10 protein-coding genes are annotated in these 16,176 nt (G+C 62.6%); 1 reads left to right on the forward strand and 9 read right to left on the reverse strand.

Going from position 1 to position 16,176, the window contains the following annotated elements; all coding sequences use genetic code 11:
- Both NP80_RS11235 and NP80_RS11240 read right to left on the reverse strand, forming a co-directional pair.
- Entirely contained in the window at nucleotides 1-807 is an 807-nt protein-coding gene (locus tag NP80_RS11235; RefSeq protein WP_045593449.1) for an ABC-2 family transporter protein, read from the reverse strand.
- On the reverse strand, nucleotides 800-1,708 hold the full coding sequence (locus NP80_RS11240) for an ATP-binding cassette domain-containing protein (protein WP_006406036.1): 909 nt from the start codon (nucleotides 1,706-1,708) through the stop codon (nucleotides 800-802). The genes NP80_RS11235 and NP80_RS11240 overlap by 8 nt, the downstream gene beginning before the upstream one ends.
- A gap of 645 nt (nucleotides 1,709-2,353) precedes the next feature.
- Here NP80_RS11240 and purU point away from each other — a divergent pair.
- A complete protein-coding gene (gene purU, locus NP80_RS11245; RefSeq protein ID WP_006406035.1) occupies nucleotides 2,354-3,238 on the forward strand; it encodes a formyltetrahydrofolate deformylase in 885 nt (294 codons plus the stop codon).
- A 187-nt stretch (nucleotides 3,239-3,425) separates the two neighbouring features.
- On the opposite strand, the gene NP80_RS11250 is transcribed toward purU, so the two are convergent.
- From NP80_RS11250 to NP80_RS11280, 7 genes are all read right to left on the reverse strand, one after another.
- A complete protein-coding gene (locus tag NP80_RS11250; protein WP_006406034.1) occupies nucleotides 3,426-4,613 on the reverse strand; it encodes an ADP-ribosylglycohydrolase family protein in 1,188 nt (395 codons plus the stop codon).
- On the reverse strand, nucleotides 4,613-9,217 hold the full coding sequence (locus NP80_RS11255) for a DUF6531 domain-containing protein (RefSeq protein WP_006409133.1): 4,605 nt from the start codon (nucleotides 9,215-9,217) through the stop codon (nucleotides 4,613-4,615). The genes NP80_RS11250 and NP80_RS11255 overlap by 1 nt, the downstream gene beginning before the upstream one ends.
- Before the next feature lie 11 nt (nucleotides 9,218-9,228).
- Nucleotides 9,229-9,651, reverse strand: a complete 423-nt coding sequence (locus NP80_RS11260; RefSeq protein ID WP_006406032.1) for a DcrB-related protein — start codon at nucleotides 9,649-9,651, stop codon at nucleotides 9,229-9,231.
- A 21-nt stretch (nucleotides 9,652-9,672) separates the two neighbouring features.
- Nucleotides 9,673-11,796, reverse strand: a complete 2,124-nt coding sequence (locus tag NP80_RS11265) for a type VI secretion system Vgr family protein (RefSeq protein WP_006406031.1) — start codon at nucleotides 11,794-11,796, stop codon at nucleotides 9,673-9,675.
- Nucleotides 11,797-12,177: 381 nt separating this feature from the next.
- Nucleotides 12,178-13,833, reverse strand: coding sequence for a trimethylamine N-oxide permease (locus tag NP80_RS11270; RefSeq protein ID WP_006409124.1), 1,656 nt, complete (start codon nucleotides 13,831-13,833; stop codon nucleotides 12,178-12,180).
- Nucleotides 13,834-14,011: 178 nt separating this feature from the next.
- The gene (locus tag NP80_RS11275; protein ID WP_006406029.1) at nucleotides 14,012-14,875 is read right to left on the reverse strand and encodes a glycine betaine ABC transporter substrate-binding protein; all 864 of its coding nucleotides are present in this window, start codon (nucleotides 14,873-14,875) and stop codon (nucleotides 14,012-14,014) included.
- A 131-nt stretch (nucleotides 14,876-15,006) separates the two neighbouring features.
- On the reverse strand, nucleotides 15,007-16,155 hold the full coding sequence (locus NP80_RS11280; RefSeq protein WP_006406027.1) for an FAD-binding oxidoreductase: 1,149 nt from the start codon (nucleotides 16,153-16,155) through the stop codon (nucleotides 15,007-15,009).
- Nucleotides 16,156-16,176: the final 21 nt, after the last annotated feature.

Consider the following 16,176-nt stretch of genomic DNA (forward strand, 5'->3'; position numbering starts at 1 on the left):
TCAACCCCCTCCCCCAGTGTAGGTGTTGACAGCGTGGCGCCACATCGTCCTGATAACGAGCACGAACATCAGGATGTAGAGCATTGCGACGCATAGCTCTGCCGCGCCGGCGCGCAGGTCGCCGCCGATGATCAGGGTGGCCGGCGCGGCAATGTAGTACTGGAATGGATTGAACGCCATGAGCGGGCGAATGAACGCCGGCCAGTAACTCGGCGGAATGATCGCTCCGCCCAGGAACGCGGTAATCGTGGTCAGACAGGCCAGCACGAAATCGGATTGCATGAACCAGAACGTCAGGATGCCGAGAACCGTACCGATGCAGAAGCTCAAGACTGTGCCCGCAACCAGGAAGCCGACAATCAATAACCCGTAGCAGACTAGTTCGCCGAAGGATTGGGGCAATCGCTCGGTGTTGTTCAACCAATAAACGACGCACATGATGAGTACCGGTATCGCATACAGTGCACCGCCGCCCAGATAGGCCGCGAATTTCTGTGTGATATAACCCACCGGCCTGGCTAGTTGTGTCTCCAGGCGTCCCTCGATGATTTCGTCGGAGATTTCCTGCACCAGGTCGTAGCAGTTGTTCAAGCGCGACAGGTAGATTGTGAAGGCGCAGTAGTAGAGCAGTTCCTCGAGCGTAAAGCCATGCAGCTCCTCGTGTGCGCCATAGACCGCGTTCCATACGAAGAACTGAATCAGGAAGGCGACGCCCGTTGCGATAAAAAAATCGACGAACAGGACGCCGCGGTCCACGAGCAAAAGGCGCAGACCATTGATGGCAAAAGGGCGAAGTCGATCAAACATCCTCGTCTCCCATACCGTTCACCGGCGCAGTGTTGCCGAGCGTGCGTCCCTCGTCTGGTCTCATTCCGCGCGCTCGAAAGGTCTCGATGAGGCGCGATTCCAGCAGACCGCCGTTGTCTCGAGACACGCCGAACTGTCGAAGCAGTTCGTCCATAGCCTCGATCTGGAACACGTTGCCGCCCTGAATGAACGCGATGTGTGTACAGCACGCCGTCAAGTCCGTCACATCATGCGTCGTGAGCAGGGTGGTGACGTGCCGTTCCTCGACAACGCGATTGATCAGCGTCCGGAGTTGCTGCTTGGACTCCATGTCGACGCCGATCGTGGGTTCGTCCAGCAGCAGGACGCGCGGCCGATGCGCCAATGCCAGCACCACTTCACATTTGATGCGCTCACCGAGGCTCAACTGGCGCACCGTGCGATCCATCAGTTTGTCGATATGGAGCATATCGGCAAAGAGGGCGACGTCTTCACGAAACGTGTCGACCGGCACCTGATAGATGCGTCGGATTGCGTCGAACGAGTGCCGTACTGGCAGATCCCACCAGAGGGATGTCTTGTGCCCGAACACCGCAGCGATCTGCGTGAGAAATTGCGACGACAGGCGGCCCGGTTCATGACCCAACACCGAAATTCGGCCGGACGACGGCTTCAGGAGGCCGGTCAACAATTTGATCATCGTCGACTTGCCGGCTCCGTTCGGGCCCACCAGCCCCAGGCACTCGCCGGCGCGAATCTGTAAATTCACGTCGTGGAGCGCCGTATAGGTGTCGAAAGTCGGCCGGAGCAGTTGCCGCCACAGCGGACCTTCGTGACGACGGGTACGATAAATCCGGGTGACGCCAACGACGTCGACTACGATGGTGCCTCGCTCCGGCCCGCGCCGCGCTTTTTCATTCATTGAGTGACTCCAGCCATAGTCTCTGGCTTCGCTCCCGGTCTAGCCACGCTCGTATTCGTTCTCCTCGTCCAGAACATGATGCGGATCGAGCACGATAATATTCACGCTGATCCAGTCCATCGAGTAAGCCAGCGGCTGCACAGAAGCGGTATACGAAGGGATGTTTCGGGCTTTTAATATTTGATGTCCATATAGGGTTCTGAGCTTGGAGCGACATGACGGACCAACGGGCTTGGGATGCAGCCCGTGCATCCGTGCGCAGCGCGGGTCCGAATGTCACCGAAAGCGATTGCTGCACTGTCATGGACTGTTACGCCGACCACAATGTCCACTGCCGGATGCTCGGGCCAACGCTCAGCATCCTGCCGGGTCATTGCCTCGCTGATTGCTTTCCGGGTTTACCTGGTGTCCGCTAAGGCACAACGGAGCAAGCTCCCTGTATCGCCGCGCCCATCCCGTATCAACCTTTCCGAGGGTCCACCACCACCCGCCCCGCGCTGGCGCGCCGATACCAGCCACACGGCGGGTTGGTTCTATCCGCGCCAAAATCGTCCTGATTAACTTGAGGCTCCCGCGGCCCGTGTCGCGCGGCGCCGTTGTGCGTCGCCGCACGGATTTCGCGCTCCATGACATTCGAGGAGTTTCATGACCGCCGACTCACGCCCCGATCAATTCGTCTTGACGCTGTCGTGCCCGAGCGCGGCCGGCCAGGTAGCCGCCGTCGTCGGCTTTCTCGAGCGCCATCGCTGCTACGTCGATGCGCTGAACGTGTTCGACGACGATCTCAGCAACCATTTCTTCGTGCGCTGCGTGTTTCATCCGACGGATGAAACCCTTCAGATCGACGCCCTGCGACAGGAGTTCGGGCCGATCGCGGCTTCGCTCGCGGGCGGCGCAGGCGACACGCAATGGGCCATCCACGACGTCAACGCACGTCCGAAGGTACTGATCATGGTGTCGAAGCTCGAACACTGCCTCGCGGATCTGCTGTTCCGCTGGCGGATGGGCGAGCTGAAGATGGACATCGTCGGCATCGTCTCGAACCATCCGGACTTCGAACCGCTCGCCGCGCAGCACGGGCTGCCGTTCCGCCACTTCCCCATCACGCCCGATACGAAGGCGCAGCAGGAAGCGCAGTGGCTCGACTTCTTCGAGACGAGCGGCGCCGAGCTCGTGATCCTCGCGCGCTACATGCAGGTGCTGTCGCAGGAGACGAGCGCGAAGCTCGCGAACCGCGCAATCAACATCCATCATTCGTTCCTGCCGGGTTTCAAGGGCGCGAAGCCGTATCACCAGGCGCATGCGCGCGGCGTGAAACTGATCGGCGCGACCGCGCACTTCGTGACCGACGATCTCGACGAAGGCCCGATCATCGAGCAGGTCGTCGAGCGCGTCGATCATGCGTTGCGGCCGGAGCAGCTGCTCGCGGTCGGACGCGATGTCGAATGCATCACGCTCGCGCGGGCCGTGAAGGCGTTTATCGAGCGGCGCGTGTTTCTGAATGGGGATCGGACGGTGGTGTTTTCGTAAGGCGCGAGAGGTTTTCCTTGCGGTCGCGGTCGGCCAAGGAACGCACGATACGCGTGTCGTGCGTTCTGCGTCCGGCCTGGAAATCTCTGAACCGATATCGGTCAAGCGCGCATTCGCTTCCCGTCCTTGCTGTTCCTCGAGACAGCGCTGGAACCTGTGGCTGCGGCTCAACGCTTTTTGCGCGCCTTCAATCCCCGGATTGATCCATGCGGGACGCTGCCAGCAAGTCCTCGGCAAAGTGATAAAACCCGTGTGCCGCGTGCGTATTGACAATCCATCTGACAGGAATCCGCGTCTCTCCGTAGCAGGCCCCGGCCACCTGCCCAAAAACCGCGCCGATGGTATCCGAGTCTCCCGCCAGATTAACCGCCGCAAGCATTCCCGGCTCGAAATCGTCATGGTGATAGAACGCCCACAATGCCGCTTCGAGCGTGTCGATCACGTAGCCCGACGACGAGATCTCGCTGCGGGATTTTTTCTTGTACGAGCCGCGCGCGATTTGCTCGACGGCCGGCGCGAGTGGATTTTCATCCCAATACCCCGGCAGAGGCGAGAATCGGTCACTTAAGATGTCTTCTTTTGAAAACCCCGCGAACGCGCCCCACATCAGCGCGGCAAAAAACCTGCAGGCATCGACGGCCTCTTTCGCCCCATGTGTAAGCCGGGAGTTTTCGGCCGCAAAATGCACCGCCTTCTCGAAATCGTTCGCATAGAACAGCACGACCGGAGCGAGCCGCATCAGCGATCCGTTTCCTGCCGAATGCGGATCGGTGTCGCCGGCGAACGCATTCCCCGTTTTCAAGAAACGATCGAGCGCTGCCCGGGTGGTACCGCCGATATCAAAACACTCTCCAGTCGGGCTGTATGCGCCGAATCGATACCAGTAGGAAAAAGCCAGCATCGCATGGTCGGGATCGAATCGATGCGAATGGAGAAGACTGTACGCGAGACAGCATGCCATGCTCGTATCGTCGGTCCAGTCGCCGGGCTTGAGATGAAAGGGGCCGCCCCCGACGATATCGGTAACCGTAGCGCTGTCTCTCGGCGAAAACTCGAGCGTCGTGCCTAGCGCATCGCCAATTGCCAGTCCCAGCATTGCGCCGCGAAACCGATCGATGATTTCCGAGCTGTCCGCGCCGATCTGCTGCTGAACGGCGCGCAACGCATCACGATCGGCCCGCGGATTCCGATTCCTGAACTTGAAATATTCGCTCAGCCATGGCGTCTTGAGCGTCACATCCGCGTTGGTGAATCGGCCGGAATAGGGCTGAAAACCCATATCCGCGGGATATCGGCTGCGTCGCGCCGCACGCGCGGCCGCACGCTCGACGGCCGCCCGCTGCTCTGCCGACAACGCTGCATCCTTATCGCTCATCACTGTTCTTCCAATGTGATATTCCAAGATCCCTTCGCGGGATCGTGAGTACGGTCGAGAACCTTGAACGGAGTATCAGGCTTGAACAATACCTCCGCTTCCCGAGGATATTCGGAAAGCGAGCTGACCGATACGCCGCTACGGGACGTGATATTCATCGTAACCTTGCCAGGGAATACGCCATCCAGGTCAGAAGTTGTCGACAGGAATGCCTTGTCCTGGAAAACACCGCCCACAGGGAACAATTGTTCAACCTGTTCATTGGAAAGGCGCAGGTTCCGCACGACGTCTCCTACATGCGCATAGCCATTGTCCGCAAGCTTGGTCAGTCCGTTAGACGCCTCCGCGGTCAAGCGGCCCCATTCGCCGGGGTTTCCGGCACGCAGTGCCGGATTGATTTCCTCGTACAGGTTGGAGGTATAGCCGCGTATCGCCAGGTACTCGTTGTCCGTCAGCAATTTGTCCAGTACAGCATTGCCGCGTTTTGCCGCCAGCGCGTCCTCGACGTCTTTGCTTCCCCACTTCTCCTTCAGGAATTCGCGGAACTCGCATCCTGCAAGACCGAGCGGGTCGATCCACTGGGTCGGATTCGCGACATAGCCGTGAGTGCGAATGCCGCCAGCCAGTCCTATCGGGTCGACTGACAGATACTGTCCCGAATCCGGGTCGTAGTACCGGTTCAGGTTGTAGTTGAGTCCGGTCTCGTCATCCGCCCACTGGCCGGGGAAGCGCAGCGCCGTATCGATCGACGCGCCGCATGCATCGTTCGCAGCCCCTCTAGCGGGCAGCAATTTCCCCCACAGCGAATACGAAGCCTTCCAAACGGACCGGCCACGTTCGTCGAATACCGCGGTCGGCAAACCCACCTGATCCGTCAGAATCGGGTACAGCCCGTCGTCGGTCTCCTGCGCGAGCGGGGAGAAAGTGCCCGGCTCGATATGCCATGTCACCACCTGTCCGGTCGTGCCATCCCGTTGCTCGACCCAGCGTTCCGCCACGGTGGAACCATCCCACAGAAACCTGACGGTTTCTCGGCTGCCGGCCTGCTGCTTCCCGACCCGGCGGTTGAACGCGTCGTAGCGATACAACCAGACACCGCGGTCGGGCGTCACGACCTTGACGAGACGGTTGAGACCGTCCCACGTGTATTGCCACGTCTTCGGCCGAAATCCGGGCTGCTCAATCGTTTTTTCGATCGTGCGACCGCGGGCGTCGTATCGATAGCGCGCATGGCCGATGCGTTCCGGCAGGCCGCCTCGACCGTAGTGGTGAACGTCGACCGGCGCCTGCCGTCCGTGCGCGGCGACGTTCATCGCCGCGTCATAGCGGTAGTGCTCGGCCGGCTGCAGCAGGCTGTCCGCCAGCACGACCTGACCGCGCACGTCACGTCGGTATGTGAGCGTATCGGCGTCGGTGTCGACGCGCTCCAGTTGCCCGGCCGCATCGTAGTGATAGACCTGTCGCGTCAACTGCTCCAGCGCATGCGCCGGGTCGGCCTGTAGGATCTCGATCGCTGCAGCGGGCCCGGCGACCTGCCGGCGAATTCGACCGAGCGCGTCGTATTGACGATGCGTGGCGAACTCGCCCGCCTGCCGGCCCGCCTCGCGCCCGAGGCCGTCGCGATGGATCGTCAGCCCGCCTACCTGCGTCAGCGCGCCCAATGCGTCGTACGCGTAGGCCGTCTCGCGGTGCGGAGTCATCCGCAGACGACGCTGCCCGTCGGTATCGTACATGTGCCGCAGCAATTCCCCGTGCTGATCCTCGGCGATTAGACGTCCGTTTCGATCGTAAGCGAAGCGCGTCACATGGGACTGCTCGCCTTGCACCTCCGCGGACGCCAGCCGGCCGGATCCGTCGTAGCGATAGAGCAGCTTCACGTCACCAGCGTCTACCTCGGTCAGCCGGTCCTGCGCATCGTACGCGTAGCGCCACTGGCCGCCGTCAGGCAGCGTCCTCGCGAGCAGGCGGCCGGCAGCATCGCGCTGGTACGCAGTCATGCGACCGCCCCAGTCGATTTCCTCCGCGAGACGTCCGGCCGCGTCGTAGCGATACGTGTAGACTTCGCCCAGCGCGTTGATAACTTTCGTCAGCCGCGTCGCGTGATCGTACTCGAACCGCGTTTCCTGGCCGGCGGCATCAATCGACGCCACCAGTAGATCGAACGGACCATAGGCCCGCCGAACCGTGCGCCCGAGCGGATCGGTCAAGCCGACCAGCAGGCTTTCGCTGTTGTATTGCGCCGTCGATACCGAGCCGTCCGCATGCACGAGCGCCCGCAGACGGCCGCGCGGATTGTCCGGACTGTCGGTATAGTCGAAGCGGGTCGTATGCCCGGCGGGCGATGTTTCCTCCAGCACCCGACCAAGCACGTCACTCCTGCGCCGCAGGCGCGCGCCGCCGGGCAATGTGATGTCGGTTAGCCGAAGTCGCCCGCCGTAGTCTAGCCGGATCTCGCGATCCCCCTGAACTACGCGCAGCAGTTCGCCGCGGGAACCGTAACGATAAGTCGTCTTGGCGCCATCCGTCTCAGTTCGCGCAACCAACCGCTGTGCGTGGTCGTATTCGAGCTGGATCCGGCCGCCGTTCCGCAAACCGACCGACGTCAGACGCTGCTCATCGTATTCCAGGTCAATCACCCGCCCAGAGCTTTCCGTGATCGAAACCAACTGGCCGATATCGTCATAGCGGTAGTCGGTCCGGCGCCCGAGTGGATCGATCCGCGCCATCAGACGGCCCAGCTCCCATTCGGAACGCGTGCAATGGCCCAGCGGATCGGTTTCGGCTGTCACCAGACCTTCGCCGTTGAACTCGTAGATCCACTCGCCGTCGGCGTCAATCACGCGCGTGCGGCCGGTCTCGTAGACGAACCGCCCCGTGTGGTAGCCCTGCCGCGTACCGGTCTCAACAACGCGCCCGGCCGTGTCGTATCGATAGCGAACGTCAGTCTGGTCCGTATCCCGCCACTGGGTCATCCACCCGTGCTTGTCGTAGGCGTAATGGAACTGCCCGAACTGAAAGCTCGCCACACGAGCAAGCATACCGTCCTGGTAACCGTAGTCCACGAGCGTGCGAACACCATCGTCCGGATCGTGAAGCACGATCCGCTGAGGCTGACCGTCCTGGCCGCGATATGCCACCTCCAGCCGATAGCCGTCGCTATGGGCCAAGCCGGTCAGACGCCCCGTCGCGTCGTAGGAGAAGACGATGGCGTTGCCGTCGAGATCCTCGATCCGCTCGAGGCGAGACGACCGGCCTTCGACCAGCGGCGAGAAAATCCGCAGTTGCCGCGTGTCGCGATCGAAGATGCGCGGTTCGAGCCGGCTGCCGACTAGCCGATAGCGCGGTTCGCGCAGGTTGATGCCGTCGAGCGCCAGTCCCAGCGGCGCATCGAAGCCAGTCACCAGGCCTGCGCCGTCGTGGAAATACACCAGCCGGCCCGCCTCGACGGTTAGGTGCTGCGACCAGTTGTCCGACCAGCGACGACCCAGCATGCCGCAATCGTCCGAGCGGGTCCGATAGCGCCGTCTGAGTTCCAGGGGCAGCACACCTGGAATCGCCAGATCGACGCGCATCTCCAGTACTTCGCCGGTCGCGACGTCTACCGGGTCGTTCACACATTTGCTCTGCTCGTCCTTGACACCGCGCTGCTCGGCCGATTCGGTCGATTTCGGCTTGAAACCCTTGCCGATGGTTCGGCCGACGGCGCCACCTGCCAGCGCGCCCAGCAGGCTGGCCCAGAATTCTTCGCCAGCGGTCAGCTCAGGACTTTTGGGACCGTATTGGGCGGTCGTCTTGTCGATCCAGATACTCTTTCGCCCTGCGTTGACCTTAGCGCTGCAATGCGTTTCATGACCGATCCGCACCAGCGGCAGCCCGTTCACGAATACGGTTCGACTGCCTTCGACGAGCGGTTGCGGCACGCCCGAGTGCTGGTCGCATTTGACCAGATCGGTGACGCGCGCCACCTGCCGCCCCTCGAAGTACACGTCATGCGAGCCGGTCAGGATCTGTCCGCAGTCGCTGCCCATCTGCTGACTCGCGGAGGCCAGCGCGCCGCCGAGGCTGAGGCCACCCGCCATGCATGCGCCGACGATTAAGGCGCCCGCGAGTCCGCCCGTCGCGACCGTTGCCACCACCGCCGCCGCGACGATCGCACCAACCGCAACGCCTACCAACATGCCGCCGAAGAGACCCCACGCACCCATCGAGTGCGCGACCGCATCGCCCACGCAAGCAGGATGCGGATCGCCGTGGCCGATCGTGAGGCCGAGCTCGTCGCCTACCCACACGAATCCGCGCGACATCGCGTCCGTGACGCCGAGCTTGTCCAGCGCCCACGCGCCGCCGATCGCGATCGCAACCGGTGCGAGCTCGACCGCCAGCGCGCCAGCAATCGCCGATCCCGATGCGCCCGCGGTGATCCCCGCGTCGAGGACGCTGGCCGTCGCCCAACCGATATCGCCGCCGAGCATTACATAATTGACGTTCTCATAGAATGGCTGCTCGGCGGCCTTGGTCGCCTCGCCATCCTCCAGATGGAGGAGGCGCTCCATACGCTCGGCGGCACTGCCACTCGGCTCGTCGTAAACAAGCGTGTCGGACATGGGACGCCCCGTTAATCCGGCGCGCGCAGTTGCAGGCTCTGGATCACCGCGTTGACCTGCTCACGCTGTGTATCGCTCAGCGCGCCCGGCGCCGTGAACGTCAGCATCATTACGACCTGCCCGTACTCGACCATCGTCAATTGCTGGTGAATCGACGCGCCGTTGTTGGTCCACGTAAACTCGTGGACATGCGCATCGCGGCCCGACACCGTCGTGCCTGCGCTCGACACTTCCGCGTAGTCGGGCACCTTCTTCGCGACCTTGCGCGTCTCGCTCGTCACATACTCGGCGAATTTCATCCCCCACGGCAGCCGCTCGCGCGTAATGACCATGCTCACGCCTTCGGTGCCGGTCGCCGCCGATACGAACACGTTCATCGTCTTGTCCTGCCACTCGACCGGCAGCGCAAGCGTGCCCTCATGCATCTGGTACATGTATTCTCGTCCTGTTGAAGATCAGCCGTTCTTAGGATTGATGTCGGTCCGCGACGCCTGGATGCTGATGTTCGCATCGTCGAGGTGGATCACCGACTCGCCCTTATATATGTCGATTCCGTCGGCCGTCATGTGGATCCGCGTACCGCCTGCGCCGCCGATCTTGATCCAAAGCTCCTTCGCCTCGATCGTATGAACGCCGAGCGGCGTCTGCTGCAGCGTATTGCCTTGCGACACCACGTCCGACAGATTGCCGACCGACACCGTCGTCGCCTGGTTGCCTTTCGCGACCTGAACAGTCCGGTCCCCTTTGAGCACCGCGGTCAGCTGCGCATCCTCGACGATGACGCTCATGTCCTTCTGCGCGTGCATGTACAGCATCTGCGCACCGGCGACGTCGCTCATCAACAGTTCGTTCGAGCCTTCGCCCTTGTGCGTCTGGCTTTTGATCCCCATGGTCTGCCCAGCAGCGCCATGGTACGGATTGCCCTGCTCGGCGTTGAACATGCGGCCGACGATCACCGGATTGTCCGGATCGCCCTGATTGAACGCGACGATCACCTCTTGCCCGATCCGCGGAATTGCGGCTGCGCCCCAGCCATTGCCCGCCCACGGCTGCGACACGCGAATCCACATGGAATCCGAACCATCGCGCTTGCCGCGCCGATCCCACAGGAAGTGCACCTTGACACAACTGCCGTTGGTATGAATCTCCTCGCCCTTCGGACCGACGACGATCGCGGACTGCGTGCCGTGAATCACCGGCTTCGGCGTAATGCGCGGCGCCCGGAACGGAATATTCATCGGCAGCAGCACGAAGCTGTTGCGGTACGGTAGTCGCGCAGCGTTCTGCGTGTAGTCGTTCACCGCCTCGTGGCGCACATGCAGGATCGCGTAGTCCTGATTGTTCGACTGCACCGGATGATCAACGATCTTGATCTGGCCCGCGGTGGTCATCCGCCACGCGTAGCCGCTGCCGAGGAAGCGATGTGCGATGGCCTCCTCCGCCTCCATCGCATAGCGTGCGTAGCGATTGCCGTCGTCGCCGTGATCGTAGAGCGACTGGTGCTCGAATCGCTCGGTCGACGCGAGCCGCGCATGATCGAGATTCTGCGGGCCGGCCTCGACCAGCATCAGCGGCGACGACGGCTGCTGATAATTGAAATCCTGGTAGGTGATCTTGCCGATGCCGAAACCCCGGCCCTCATCAAGCCGGTCGATACCGTTGAGCTCGCTCGATTCGGTATGGGAGAACGGCACCGTCCCAAGGCCATCGATCGGGCGGAACACAAGGTTGCTATCCGCAACGACGAGGATATGCTTGTCCTTCTCGTAGCGATGGGTCCAGATTAGCCCCTCCTGCTCCATCAGGCGTGCGCAGAAGTTGAAGTACGACTCCTGGTACATCACCACGTACTCGAGCGGCTTCTGCGTGCTCCGAATGTCGAACGTGAAATCTGGAAAGCCGTGCTCCTGAAAAATTTCGCGCAAGATGTCCTGCGCCGTCATATTCTGGAAGATCCGACAGTCGGTGGAGCGCGTCAGGAACCAGAACCACGGCACAACGGTCATCTGGTACTGCGTCACCTTACCGGGATTGCCGAGCCGGTCGAACGACGACACATATCCATCGAAGTGACGCGACGTGTCTCCCGCACCCGAAGCAGTGGCGCGCGCGAGGGACAGCAGCGTCGACTCCTGATCGAACTTGAGCCGCACCTGCTGCCCGATCAGCTCCTCGGGCGTCAGGTTGTTCCGGTGCGACAGCAGATCTAGATGGATCTCTGGCAGCCGGTTCACGTACTCGTCGACTATCGCGGCGCTGACGAGCAGCACGTCGGCGCCAAGCGGCGTATCGACCGTCACATAACGATTGAGCTGGGTCAAGCGCGCGGCACCGCCAGCCGCATCGTTCAATGCATCGGCGATCGCGCTTGGCGTCTTCTGCATCAGGGAAAAGCCCGTTTGCGCGAGTTGAAGCGCGCGCTGAACGGTGTCCATGTGGCCGGCCGCGCCGGCCAGGGGCCCGACGTTGCCCGCGATCGTGGATGCGACAGGACCGACCAGGCCGCCGAGCGCACTCAACGAGCCCAAGGGGCTGCCGCCGGGACCGCCCGGCAGGCCGCCATTCGGAGCAAAACTCATTGTTCTTCCTTTCCGTCTCAGGTTCTGCCCGGCGGGCCGCAGGCCCGAGGCACGCTAACTTTAGGGCAAATCGTTGCGGAGCGAAAGTGTAGCCGAAGTGGGCGACCGAGCCGGAAACCGGTCGGAGACGCCCCGGGCCGATGTTGCATCGCGCCGGCGCTTCCTTTGCATTCTTACGATGCAACCGGCGCACGCCGACCGGTCGCGCGAACTAACAGAACGCGGGAGGATGAGCGGAGAAAAAGACAATGCCGCAGAACGCAGCCGTAGAGATGAACGGTTCGGCCGGGGCGGCCTGTTACACCTGCCGTACCGCGATCGCGCGACAGCCCCGTGTGAGCTTTCCGGGACCGGCGCGCGAATCGGGCACGCGTGAAGCGCTCACTTCACCCAAGCAAAGTAATACGACAACCCGATCGTCAGCGCCGCGCCGACCAGCGCCGCATACGGCGCGAGATTCAGCCACACGCTGCGCTTCGGCACCTCGAGCTCCATGTCGCGCTGCATCTGCGCGGGAAAGCGCCCGCGATCCTGCCAGTAGTGGCGATACACGAACACCGGCACGATCAGCAGCATCGCGATCAGCCCGTTGCGCAGCGTGCCTTCGCCTTGCAGATTCGCGCCCGCGCCGACATACACGAGGTTCGCATACCCGCAGATCGAGCCCGCGACGAGCAGCCAGGTCGGGCAACGGAACGGACGATCCCAGCTGCCGCGATCCATCCGGTGGATCCAGCCCGACTGCAAATTCAGGAACACGAACAACATGTAGCAGACGTTGGAAATCGACAGCACCGTCATGTAGTCCGACATCATCAGCAACACGAGGTTGAAGCCGAGATCGGTCCACATCGCGCGCGTCGGCGCGCCGTGCTCGTTCACGTGCGACAGGAATTTCGGCAGCCAGCCGTCGACCGATGCCTGATAAAGCGTGCGCGACGAGCCCATCATCGACGTCATCACGATCAGCAGGATCGACAGCATCAGCATCACGACGACCGCATTGGCGACCCACGCGCCGCCGCCGACGATCTTCGCCATTGCGGCCGCGACGCCGGTGCCGTCGCCGATCGCCGGATCGAGCATCGCCTGCGTGCCGAGCGCGCCCTGAAACGCCATCGGCACGAGCGTCATCACGACGAGACAGAGCGCACCCGACCAGAAAATCGCCTTCGCGGTGTCGCGACGCGGATCGCGGAATTCGCGCGTATAGCAGACGGCCGTCTCGAAACCGTACGACGCCCAGCCCGCCATGAACATCGCGCCGAGCGCCATCACGACGCCCTGCCCGTTCCACGTACCGAACGTCGCGGCCGTCAGATTGCCGTGCGCGTCATGGCCGAGCGGCAGCAGCGGGAGCAGGTTCGACATCGGCACGTCGCCGGTGACGAACGGCACGATGCCGACGATCAGCAGCGGCGTCAGCGAAGCGATGCCGAGAATGCGCTGCGTGCGCGCGGCTTTCGACGCACCGCTGTGCTGAAGCTTGAACGTGATCAGAAGCAGGATCGTCGCGATGATGAACGTCGCGTTGATCCGCAATGACAGACCCGGCTTGATGAAACCGAGATCCGCGACCTTGAACTGCCAGTGCAGCACCGCTGCATCGGCCGGAAAGAGACTCGTGAGCGCATAGCTCGCGGCGAGACCGCAGCCGAGCGCGAGCATCGGAGACCATGCGAGCCAGTTGCACCACACGGAAACCGGGGCAATCAGCTTGCTGTAGCGAACCCAACCGATCGCGCCGTATACCGACGCGCCGCCCGATTTATGAGGAAATAGCCCCGATATTTCCGCATAAGTCGCGCTTTGGATCAGCCCCATCGTGATCGCGGCGATCCAGATCGCCCACGCGGGCTGGCCGATCGTCGCACATACCCCGCCGATCGTGAACAGCACGCCTGCCGGCACGCCGCTCGTCACCCAGAATGCGTCCTTCCATGTCAGGCCACGATGCAGCGTATGGCCTGTCGAATCATGTGAGATGGTTGCCTCGACATCACCGGTGCGGCTCGCACGCAGTCCTGCTTGACTCATCCAAATCCTCCTGTGATGACTCCGCACAAGCGCCGTAGTGTAACAACATGCGCACTTTCTTGCAGAATCGGTAAAAAAATTCCGGGATATGGGAGCAAGTCATCGCGATCGTTTCGGATTCCTGCTCGCCATTCCCGGCGTATTGTTTTGATGTTTCGGCTGACGAACCGTCAGCCGTTTACTGCGCGCCTTCGGTCCATGCGTTCACGCGGTCGGCATGCGCGGCGATCCACGCGTCGGCAGCCGCTTCCGGCTTCGCGCCGTTCTGGATCGCGAGCATCACGCTGTCGATCTCGCCCGGCTTCCACTGGAATTTCTTCAGGAAGGCAACGACCGGCTTCGCCTTCGTTTCGAGCTGCGGATTCACGACACTGTCGACGTGCTCGGCACCGCCGAACACCTTCTTCGGATCCTCGAGGAAGCGCAGCTTCCATTTCGCGAACATCCAGTGCGGCGCCCAGCCCGTCACGATCACCGGCTTGTTCGCGCTCACCGAGCGCGACAGTTCGGCCGTCATCGCGCTGCCAGAACTCGGCATCAGCGTATAGCTGAGCCCGTAGTTCTTGATCGCTTCGTCGGTCTTGCGCATCACGCCCGCACCGGCGTCGATGCCGACGATGCGGCCGCCGAAACTGCTCTTCTCCGCGTTCAGATCCTCGATGCTCTTCGCCTTCACGTAATCCGGGACGATCAGGCCGATCTTCGCGTCGGGAAAGTTCGCGCCGACGTCGACGACCTTGCTCTTGTATTCGCTCCAGTACGAGCCGTGCGTGACCGGCAGCCAGGCCGACAGCGTCGCGTCGAGATCGCCGCGCGCAACGCCCTGCCACATGATCCCGGCCGCGACCGGCACGAGCTGCACCTGGTAGCCGAGCTTCTTCTCGATCACGCGGGCCGCGACATTCGAGGTCGCGACGCTGTCGTCCCAGCCTTCGACGTAGCCGATCTTCAGCGTCGGTTTCGTATCCGCGAGCGCGGATGCACTCAACGCCACCATCGCCGACAGTGCGCCGGTCCACAACAGTTTTCCGAGTAGCTTCATGGTCGATCTCCTTGAAATGCGCACCCTGCGCGTTGTCTCTCTAGGTTCTTCAACCACAAATCCGCGGTAGCGTTTTTTTCCGACAGATGCTTGTCCGGATGCGACGCGGCGCGTCGCATCGCGGCCGGTCGTTACTTATCGATGACGAGATCCGAAAGCGGCTTGCTGCAGCACAGCAGCACCATGCCCTGGTCGATCTCGCGCTGGCGAATCCCGCCGTTGTGCTTCATGTCGACCTGACCCGACACCAGCTTTACCTTGCAGGTGCCGCACATGCCCTGCGTGCACGAGGCCGGCAGCCGCACGCCCGAGCGGCGCGCCGCATCGAGCACGTGCTGATCGGCGCCGCACGACACCTCGCGGTTGCTCTTCGCGAAGCTGACCGTGAACTGCTTCGTCGCGACCTCGGCGTCGTCGGCCACCGGCGCGAGCTCGGCGAGCAGCTCGTCGCTGGCCGTCTGCGCGAGCGTCTCGAACGAGAAGCTTTCCTCGTGATAGCGCTTGCGGTCGAAACCGGCTTCGTCGAGCAGGTCGCGCACGGCCTTCATGTACGGCGCCGGGCCGCACGTGAAGATCTCGCGCTCCATGAAGTCCGGTGCGATCAGCTTGAGCAGCGGCAGCGTCAGAAAGCCGGTGACGCCCGGCCAGTTCGTGCGCGTGCCGACGCGTTCGACGACGAACGACGTGCGGAAATTCGCGTGGTTCGACGCGATCAGATCGAGCTCGCGCGCGAAGATGATGTCGTCCGGCGTGCGTGCGCTGTGCACGAACACGATGTCGCGATCCTCGGCGAGATCGTGATGCGCACGGCTCATCGACATCAGCGGCGTGACGCCCGAACCCGCGGACAGGAACAGATACTTGCGCGCCGGATGCCGCGCGCAGGTGAACTCGCCGGCCGGCCCGAGCACGCGCACCGACGCACCCGGCTGCAGGTTGTCGTGCAGCCAGTTCGACACCTTGCCGCCCGGCACGCGCTTGACAGTGATCGAGATGGTGTGCGGCCGCGTCGGCGACGACGAGATCGTGTAGCAGCGATTGATCGTCTCGCCGTCGATGTCGAGCTCGAGCGTGATGAACTGGCCGGGCTCGAACGAGAACGTGCGGCCCTGCGGCGAACGGAAGAAAAAGCTCTTCACGTCGTGCGTTTCCTGCCGCACGTGGCAGCACACCAGCGTTTCCTCGACGTCGCTCGTCCAGCGCTCGGCAAGGGCGTTCCAGAAAGCCGGGCGCGTGACCCGGCTGTCGGTCGGCTCGAAATTGGCCGCATCTCGCATCATGTTTGACTCCGCTGCTAAATC

Origin of the sequence: Burkholderia multivorans ATCC BAA-247 (assembly GCF_000959525.1) — a bacterium.
GTDB classification, from domain to species: domain Bacteria; phylum Pseudomonadota; class Gammaproteobacteria; order Burkholderiales; family Burkholderiaceae; genus Burkholderia; species Burkholderia multivorans.

Excerpts from the sequence above, each read along its gene's own strand:
- NP80_RS11235 (WP_045593449.1), bottom strand. The coding sequence starts at position 807 with ATGTTTGATCGACTTCGCCCTTTTGCCATCAATGGTCTGCGCCTTTTG.
- NP80_RS11240 (WP_006406036.1), bottom strand. The coding sequence starts at position 1,708 with ATGAATGAAAAAGCGCGGCGCGGGCCGGAGCGAGGCACCATCGTAGTC.
- purU (WP_006406035.1), top strand. The coding sequence starts at position 2,354 with ATGACCGCCGACTCACGCCCCGATCAATTCGTCTTGACGCTGTCGTGC.
- NP80_RS11250 (WP_006406034.1), bottom strand. The coding sequence starts at position 4,613 with ATGAGCGATAAGGATGCAGCGTTGTCGGCAGAGCAGCGGGCGGCCGTC.
- NP80_RS11255 (WP_006409133.1), bottom strand. The coding sequence starts at position 9,217 with ATGTCCGACACGCTTGTTTACGACGAGCCGAGTGGCAGTGCCGCCGAG.
- NP80_RS11260 (WP_006406032.1), bottom strand. The coding sequence starts at position 9,651 with ATGTACCAGATGCATGAGGGCACGCTTGCGCTGCCGGTCGAGTGGCAG.
- NP80_RS11265 (WP_006406031.1), bottom strand. The coding sequence starts at position 11,796 with ATGAGTTTTGCTCCGAATGGCGGCCTGCCGGGCGGTCCCGGCGGCAGC.
- NP80_RS11270 (WP_006409124.1), bottom strand. The coding sequence starts at position 13,833 with ATGAGTCAAGCAGGACTGCGTGCGAGCCGCACCGGTGATGTCGAGGCA.
- NP80_RS11275 (WP_006406029.1), bottom strand. The coding sequence starts at position 14,875 with ATGAAGCTACTCGGAAAACTGTTGTGGACCGGCGCACTGTCGGCGATG.
- NP80_RS11280 (WP_006406027.1), bottom strand. The coding sequence starts at position 16,155 with ATGATGCGAGATGCGGCCAATTTCGAGCCGACCGACAGCCGGGTCACG.